Raw genomic sequence first — 6,860 nt, 5'->3', positions numbered from 1 at the left:
CGCGGGCTTCTGGGGGGGTTTGCTCCCTACTAAGCGAAACGCCGCCAGCCGCAGGTCCCCGGTTATGTGTTCGCCGGCCTGGGGCAGGGCGGGCGCGCCGCCGACGAGGTTCAGGCCCACGCGCACGCGGTCCGCCTTCGGCTCGATGGTGGCGCGCACGACGGGCGACACGAGCGGCATGTAGCGCGTCAGGCTGTCCGCGGCCTGGCGCAGGGTGGGGGAGGCGAGCATCAAATGGCCCAGCACGCCGAGCCAGCTGAGCGGGTCGGGGGCGAACACGCGAAAGCCGATGAGCGCATCGCCGCTGGCGGCCGCGAGGCTCTCCCACAGGATGCTGAACTGGTCGGACAACGCGAGCAGGTCGGCCGCGCGCTGTCCCTGCGCGCCGTGCTCGAACCATTCGAGGCCGGCCCTGGCGAACAGGGCGTCGACGTCGATGCCCTCGGCGCCGAGGCAGGCCTTGATGCGCTGTACCACGTCCGTGGCGGACAGGTACTTCACGCTGGCGACCGCGTACGTGCGGACGCGTCCTGCGCTGGTCTCATGCTTGGTCTCCTGACTCATTTATCGAGTGGCCGCGGGTTCTTGTGCCCGGGTGTGTTTTTTATTATGTGTGCATGCGAAATCGCAACGCTTCGGAAAATGATCCCGTGTTTATCAAAAAACGATCATTTTAGGCAGGCAAGATTTTCAATTTGACGCGGCGCAAACGCGGTGTTGCCTGCCGGAATCAGGAGCGCGCCTGCTGGCGTGCCCGAGCGGGCGTGATGCCGTACGCGGCCGCGAAACAGGCCGTCATGTGACTCTGGCTGTTGAACCCGCATTGCGCCGCAACACGGGCGATCGAGAAGCTGGTCCGGGTCAGTAATTCATGCACCCGTTCGAGGCGTAAACGCAACACATAGCGGTGCGGCGTCATCCCCATCGCTTCCTGGAAGATGCGGCGGAAGTGCGATTCCGACACTCCCGCGCGCTCGGCCAGTTCGGCATTGGACAGCTCGCTCGACAGGTTCTGGCCGATCCATTCCAGCACGCCCTGCAGGCGGCCCAGCTGGAGGGCGTCCGGGGGAAGGTGGCGGCCCGTCTTGCCTTCCAGCACGCGGCACGCCTGCTCGATCATCAGGGAACAGGCCCGCTCCACGAAGCCCGTGTTCGGCGTGCTGGTGCGGGAAACTTCCGCCAGCAGTTGCTGGGCGGCCGCATGCACGAGCGGGTCGGAGAACATGGGCGACTTGGCGCGCGCGGCAAGCAGGCGCTGCAGGTGGCGCACCATCTCGTGCTCCGGGTCGAGGAAGTGGAACATCGCCATGTCGATCGCGCCGAAGAACGACCAGCGGCTCGCGAAGCCGGGCTGGAACACGGTCGCGGCACCCGCCAGGAAATCGAACGAACGGCCCGGACTGCGCCCGGCCGTGGCGCGCGCGCCACCGAGGTGGCAGGCCAGCACCATCGAATCGAGCGGCGGCACTTCGCAGCCGCCCAGCTGGAAGATGTAGCGCTCCGCGCGCAGCGGTACGCCGCCGATCTCCACGCTGGTGACCGGCTCGCCCAATGCATTGCTGATCCTGTCCCAAGTGTGCACGGTGCCTCAATGAATGAGCGGTTTTTTATAAAAACGATAGCGTTTTATAACATCCGTCAGCCGTGGCTGCATCCAAAATATAGAAAAAGTGCAATAAACGTGGCCAAAACACCACGTTGGGCTGCATGAAAAATCCGCCACCCGGACGCCATGAATGCGCACGGAGCCGGGCCACAAGGGGCCGCATGAAGCGCCCCAGGGAGACATCATGTACACATTCCTGCTGGGGATCCTCGCGGTCCTCGTGGGCGGCGGCGGCGTGCTGGCCAGGCACGACGTGCAGGACCGTCCGCTCGACCATTTCGACCTGCCGACGACCATGTCCGTGGCCGCCGCCGGCATTCCGAACGTTTCGATGGAGCCGTTCTCCGAGCTCAAGTACAAGAACATCGTCCACCAGGCCTACGACTACAGCTGCGGCTCCGCCGCGCTCGTCACGATCCTCAAGTACCACCTGGGCATCGACGTCACCGAGCAGCAGTCGATGGAAGGCATGATGGCCTTCGGCGAGAAGGACAAGATCATCGAGCGGCGCGGCTTTTCCCTGCTCGACATGAAGCGCTACCTCGCCTCGATCGACGTGCAGAGCGCGGGCTTCCACGCCGAGATGGCGGACCTGCTCGCGCTCGACGCGCCGGGCATCGTGCCGATCGACTACGCCGGCTTCAAGCACTTCGTCGTGCTGCGCGGCGTGCGCGGCGGCCTCGTGTTCCTGGCCGACCCCTCGGCCGGCAACATCACGTTCTCGGTCGAGGAATTCGCCACGCTGTGGGACCGCAACACGCTGTTCATCGCCTACCCGCCGAAGAACCGTCCGCCCGCATTGAAGCTCGCGCTGGCCGACGACGAACTGGGCGTGGTCGACATGGACCGCATCCGCGACCGCGGCCTGCAGCGCCCCATCGACACGCAGGTGGCGAACGAACGCCTGCTGAACGGTTTCGGCGGCATCTCGATTCGCAAACACTAGACCCACCACGAAGGACCACCATGAAGATTTCCACTATGTCGGCGTGCGCGCCGGCGCTGGCCTGCGCCCTCCTGCTCGCCCAGATGCCGGCGCAGGCCCAGGACCCGGCGACCTCGGAAGCCGTGCGCGACGCGCTGGCGAAGAAGGAGGGCGATGCCGACAACACGACGCTGCTGAAGGAAACGCTGACCGCGGTGGACAAGCAGTACTCGCTGATCCGCAAGGGCAAGGTGCAGCTGAACTACGAGCTGGGCTACACCTACATCGGCCAGGAAAAGATCAACACCGACCTGTCGTCCGGCACGGCCACGCTGTTCTCGATCGAGAACACGAACTCGCACACGATCACCAACACGATCATGGCGGACTACGGCGTGCGCAACAACCTGACCGCCAACGTCACGCTGCCCCTGATCAGCCGCTACTCCGATTCCGGCGGCTTCTCGGGCGTCTCGCACACGATCGGCGACGTGGGCCTGGGCGTGCGCTGGCAGCCGCAGGAGGTCAAGCGCGACGAGGTCGCGTACACGTTCACGGGCAACGTGCGCCTCGCGACGGGCACCAGTCCGTACAAGGTCGACGTGCAGAAGGGCGTGGCCACCGGCTCCGGCGTCAACACCTTCAACATCGGCGCCAACATGACGCGCATCGTCGATCCGGTCGCGCTGTTCGGCTCCTTCAACATGGGCTACAGCCTCGCCGCGAAACACCTGAGCCAGCAAATGTACGGCGCCACGCTGCGCGAAGTGAAGCCGGGCGCCAGCTTCGGCTTCGGCCTCGGCTTCGCGTACGCGCTGTCGTACAAGATCACGACGTCGTTCTCGTTCCAGGAATCGATCCAGGCCCGCTCCACGCTCACGTTCGACAACGGCAACAAGGCGCACACGCAGACGCAGAGCGCGGGCATCCTGGCGATCGGCGCGGGCTATCGCATGTCGCCCAAGACCACCGTCAACGTGACGGTCGGCGCCGGCCTCACGGCGGCCGCGCCGAACCTGTCGCTCACCATGAGCCTGCCGTTGTCGCTGTGAGGCCGTGCCCATGAACGCCGCGCCGTCACCGATCGTTCTGCTCGCCGCGGCCGGCCTGGCCGCGGCGCTGGCGCCGGTCGCCCATGCCGGCGTCACCGACAACCTCGTCACGAGCCCCACCGCGATGGCGATGGGGAATGCGGTGACGGCCGACCCGCCCGGGATCGAATCGATCCACTTCAACCCGGCCGGTCTCGCGCGCCTGGAAGGCACGCATCACATCGATTCCGTGTTCGTGGCGACGATCCGCAACCCGAACCGGTTCGTGTCCGCGCCCGACCTCGACATCGGCGGCTTCAAGGACGATCCGATCAACGGCAAGTCGAGCGGCCCGGTGCGCCAGGCCCTCTACATCCCGTTCTACGGCGTCCCCAAGGCGCGCCTGCCGGGCGTGCTGGTGCCGAGCATGGGCATGTCGTACAACGCGCCCGGTTCGCGCTGGACGTTCGGCACGAACGTCTACCTGGCGGCGGCGATGAGTATCGACCGCACCAAGGACCCGGACGATCCCGCGCGCTTCGACGGCCGCCTCGTCCAGCTGCAGCGTCTCGTCTACCTGTCGCCGGCGGCCGCGTACAAGGTGTCGGACACGCTGAAGATCGGCATCTCGGTGCCGATCGCGTATTCCGCGTTCGCCATCAACACCGACTTCCGCGCGCCCAACAAGCTGCTTGGCACCGTCGGCCAGCTGCAGAAGGCCGTCTGCCCGGACGGCAACGGCACCGTGATCGACACGCTGACGTTCGGCCTGTGCGGCGGCGGTCCGGAAGGGATGGTCAATCCGTTCAAGCGCGCCGCGAACATCGACTTCGATCTGCGTGCGTCGTTCGACCCGACGGTCAACATCGGCGTGCTGTGGGAACCGAAAAAATGGTTCGCGCTGGGTCTCGTGTACCAGGGCGGCGCGCGTACGACCTACACCGGTTCGTACACGTTCCACAGCGACCCGATGCTGCGCAGCTTCGTGCGCGGTCTGAATTCTAGCCTGCTCGGGCCGATCGTCGGCGCCGTCACCGGCATGCCGCAGGACATACCCGAATACCAGTCGGGGAACATGACGGCGCAGATCCCGTTCCCGTGGCGCGTGCAGGCCGGCATGAAGCTGATGCTGACGGATTACGTGCAGCTGAACGCGGACGTCAGCTACGCCGACTGGTCCCAGTGGAACGAGCTGACGTTCCAGTTCGACCGCAGCGTCAAGCTGCTCGAGATGGCGCGCCTGTTCGGCTATGCGAATTCGAGCCAGGCCACGTTCAAGATGGGTTTCAGGAGCGTCGTCAACTACAGCTTCGGCACGCAGCTGAACCTGACGAAGAAGCTCGCGCTGCGCTTCGGCTACGAGCCGCGCAAGAGCTCCATCCCGGGCAACCAGATGAGTCTTCTCGCGCCGCTGCCGGACACGAAACTCAGGAGCGTCGGCCTGCGCTACCGCTTCGATGACGGCGGGGAACTCAACCTGACGGGCAGCTACATGAAGGGGACGTACGACATCCCCGCGCGCAGCGACTGCAATCTGAATTGCGACAATTTCTTCAACCTGATCTACAACCCTTACGCGGCCACCAACGTGTCCGGCAGCCTGATCGTGAAATACGCGGGCGCCTCGTACACGCGGCCGTTCTGACTGGAGACGACGATGTTGCGAACGATGTGGATGACGATGGCGCTCGGTGCGGGCGTGGGCCTGGCCGCGGGCGCGCACGCGGAGGGCATCACCGGCGTGCCCCCCGCCAAGCAGGCGCTCGTGCAGCGCGTGCTGGACAAGATGGGACTGGAATCCGTCGGCCTGCAGATGCTGCAGGCGCCGGTGGCCGACATGCTGCGGCAGTCGCGCGTCGTCGTGCAGAGCCGCGTCCCGGCCGACAAGCAGGACGCGACGATGAAGGACATCACGGCGGAGGCGACGAAGTTCGTCGAGCAGGAATCCGCGGGCCTGCGCACGAGCACGCGCGCGATCGTGCAGTCCAGCGTGGCGCCGCTGCTCGCGCAGAAGTTCAGCGAGGACGAGCTGAAACAGCTGGCGGGCATCCTCGAATCGCCCGTGCTGGCGAAGTTCGAGAGCGTCGTGCCGGAGATGAAGAAGGCCGTCGGCGAAAACGTGGCCAAGGCCAACGCGGCGCAGATCCAGCCGAAGATGACGGCGCTGCAGAACCGCGTGGGCCTGAAGCTGCGCGCGGCCGTCGGGCAGTGATGACCACACCATGAGGAGGCGGGGATGAGCGACTGGATGACACGCAGTACCAACAGGTCCCGGCTGGGCCAGATCCTGATCGAGAAGAAGCTGATCTCGCAGGACCAGCTGGACGCGGCGATCCGCGCGCAGGAACAGAGCGGACGCCGGCTGGGCGAGATCCTGGCCGACATGAAGCTGATCACGCAGGCGCAGGTGCGCGGCGCCGTGCGGCGCCAGCGCAGCCTGCGCATGGCGGCGGCGCTGGCGACCGCATTGCTCGGGCCTTTGCACGCCTACGCGGCGGTGGCGGCGACGCCGGCGGCGGCTGTCTCCACGCGCCTTGGCGGCGAAAGCGGGCGCGAATTCGGCCGCGGCATGCGTGCGCTGTCGGATGAGGAACTTGGGGAGGTAGTCGCCCAGGGTCGCAAGGAGGATCAACTGGGCGATGCGCTGCGTGACCAGGCCCGCCAGGCGGAACTGCGCCTGATCGCCATGGCGGCGCAGGGCGGCCAGCATGGGGTGCGGACCGCCGTGCAGCACGCGCTGCCGAACGACGGCGTGCGCGTGCTGGGCGAACTGGCGACGGTGTTCAATCCGCTCGCGCTGCTGCTGTCGGCCGACACGACGGTGCGCGACGTCAGCTACGACCCGGCCAATTCGCATGCGACCGTGAACAAGGACGGCTCCATCACCTTGCGCCTGCCCAGCACGATCGGCGAGATCAGCTTCCGCAACATCCGCGTGGGCAGCCATCCGGGGCCGACGTTCGGCAGCATCGAGATCCACGACATCGACCTGCGCGGGACGACGATCAGCGTGAAGCCGATCGGGCACTGAAACGACAACGCCCCGCGCGCGGGCGGGGCGTTGTCGTTCCTGAAGCAGGGGTCAGCGCAGGCCGAGCAGCGCGAGGACGCGATCCCGGCTGACGCCGACGAGCGCCGACGTCAGGGCGATCAGCGACTCGTAGTCCGTGCTGGCGGCGACCTTGCCGAAGTCGTCGATCGCGATGGTCATGTCGGGCGGCGGCGTCGCGGCATCCGACACCTGGGCGCTGGCAGCCTGCAGGGCAGCGCTGGCGGCGGCCTGCGAACGGTGCACGCG

7 protein-coding genes and 1 pseudogene are annotated in these 6,860 nt (G+C 66.5%); 5 read left to right on the top strand and 3 right to left on the bottom strand.

Going from position 1 to position 6,860, the window contains the following annotated elements:
• Nucleotides 1–564, bottom strand: a 564-nt coding sequence (locus ACEN88_RS21415) for an AraC family transcriptional regulator ligand-binding domain-containing protein (RefSeq protein ID WP_413342835.1), incomplete at its 3' end; no start/stop codon positions are given.
• A 166-nt stretch (nucleotides 565–730) separates the two neighbouring features.
• Entirely contained in the window at nucleotides 731–1,582 is an 852-nt protein-coding gene (locus ACEN88_RS21410) for a helix-turn-helix domain-containing protein (RefSeq protein WP_156403644.1), read from the bottom strand.
• A gap of 208 nt (nucleotides 1,583–1,790) precedes the next feature.
• Between ACEN88_RS21410 and ACEN88_RS21405 the strand changes: the two genes are divergently transcribed.
• The 5 genes from ACEN88_RS21405 to ACEN88_RS21385 are packed head-to-tail and all read left to right on the top strand — an operon-like array spanning nucleotide 1,791 to nucleotide 6,593.
• Nucleotides 1,791–2,552, top strand: a complete 762-nt coding sequence (locus ACEN88_RS21405) for a C39 family peptidase (protein WP_413342833.1) — start codon at nucleotides 1,791–1,793, stop codon at nucleotides 2,550–2,552.
• A 20-nt stretch (nucleotides 2,553–2,572) separates the two neighbouring features.
• A complete protein-coding gene (locus tag ACEN88_RS21400; protein WP_413342831.1) occupies nucleotides 2,573–3,583 on the top strand; it encodes a transporter in 1,011 nt (336 codons plus the stop codon).
• 10 nt (nucleotides 3,584–3,593) lie between these two features.
• Nucleotides 3,594–5,207: an OmpP1/FadL family transporter gene (locus ACEN88_RS21395; protein ID WP_413342829.1), complete on the top strand. Its 1,614-nt coding sequence runs from the start codon at nucleotides 3,594–3,596 to the stop codon at nucleotides 5,205–5,207.
• Between the two features lie 12 nt (nucleotides 5,208–5,219).
• Complete coding sequence (locus ACEN88_RS21390; RefSeq protein WP_413342827.1) at nucleotides 5,220–5,774, top strand: DUF2059 domain-containing protein; 555 nt, start codon at nucleotides 5,220–5,222, stop codon at nucleotides 5,772–5,774.
• 24 nt (nucleotides 5,775–5,798) lie between these two features.
• Nucleotides 5,799–6,593 (top strand): hypothetical protein, encoded by a 795-nt coding sequence (locus tag ACEN88_RS21385; RefSeq protein ID WP_413342825.1) that lies wholly within the window; start codon nucleotides 5,799–5,801, stop codon nucleotides 6,591–6,593.
• A 51-nt stretch (nucleotides 6,594–6,644) separates the two neighbouring features.
• Here the strand turns inward: ACEN88_RS21385 and ACEN88_RS21380 are convergent.
• Nucleotides 6,645–6,860 (bottom strand): annotated as a pseudogene (locus tag ACEN88_RS21380) (hypothetical protein); the annotation flags it as partial.

The sequence above is a fragment of the Massilia sp. CT11-108 genome (genome assembly GCF_047302915.1).
GTDB classification, from domain to species: Bacteria; Pseudomonadota; Gammaproteobacteria; order Burkholderiales; family Burkholderiaceae_D; genus Telluria; species Telluria orientalis.
This window is presented reverse-complemented; position numbering and strand designations above follow the sequence as displayed.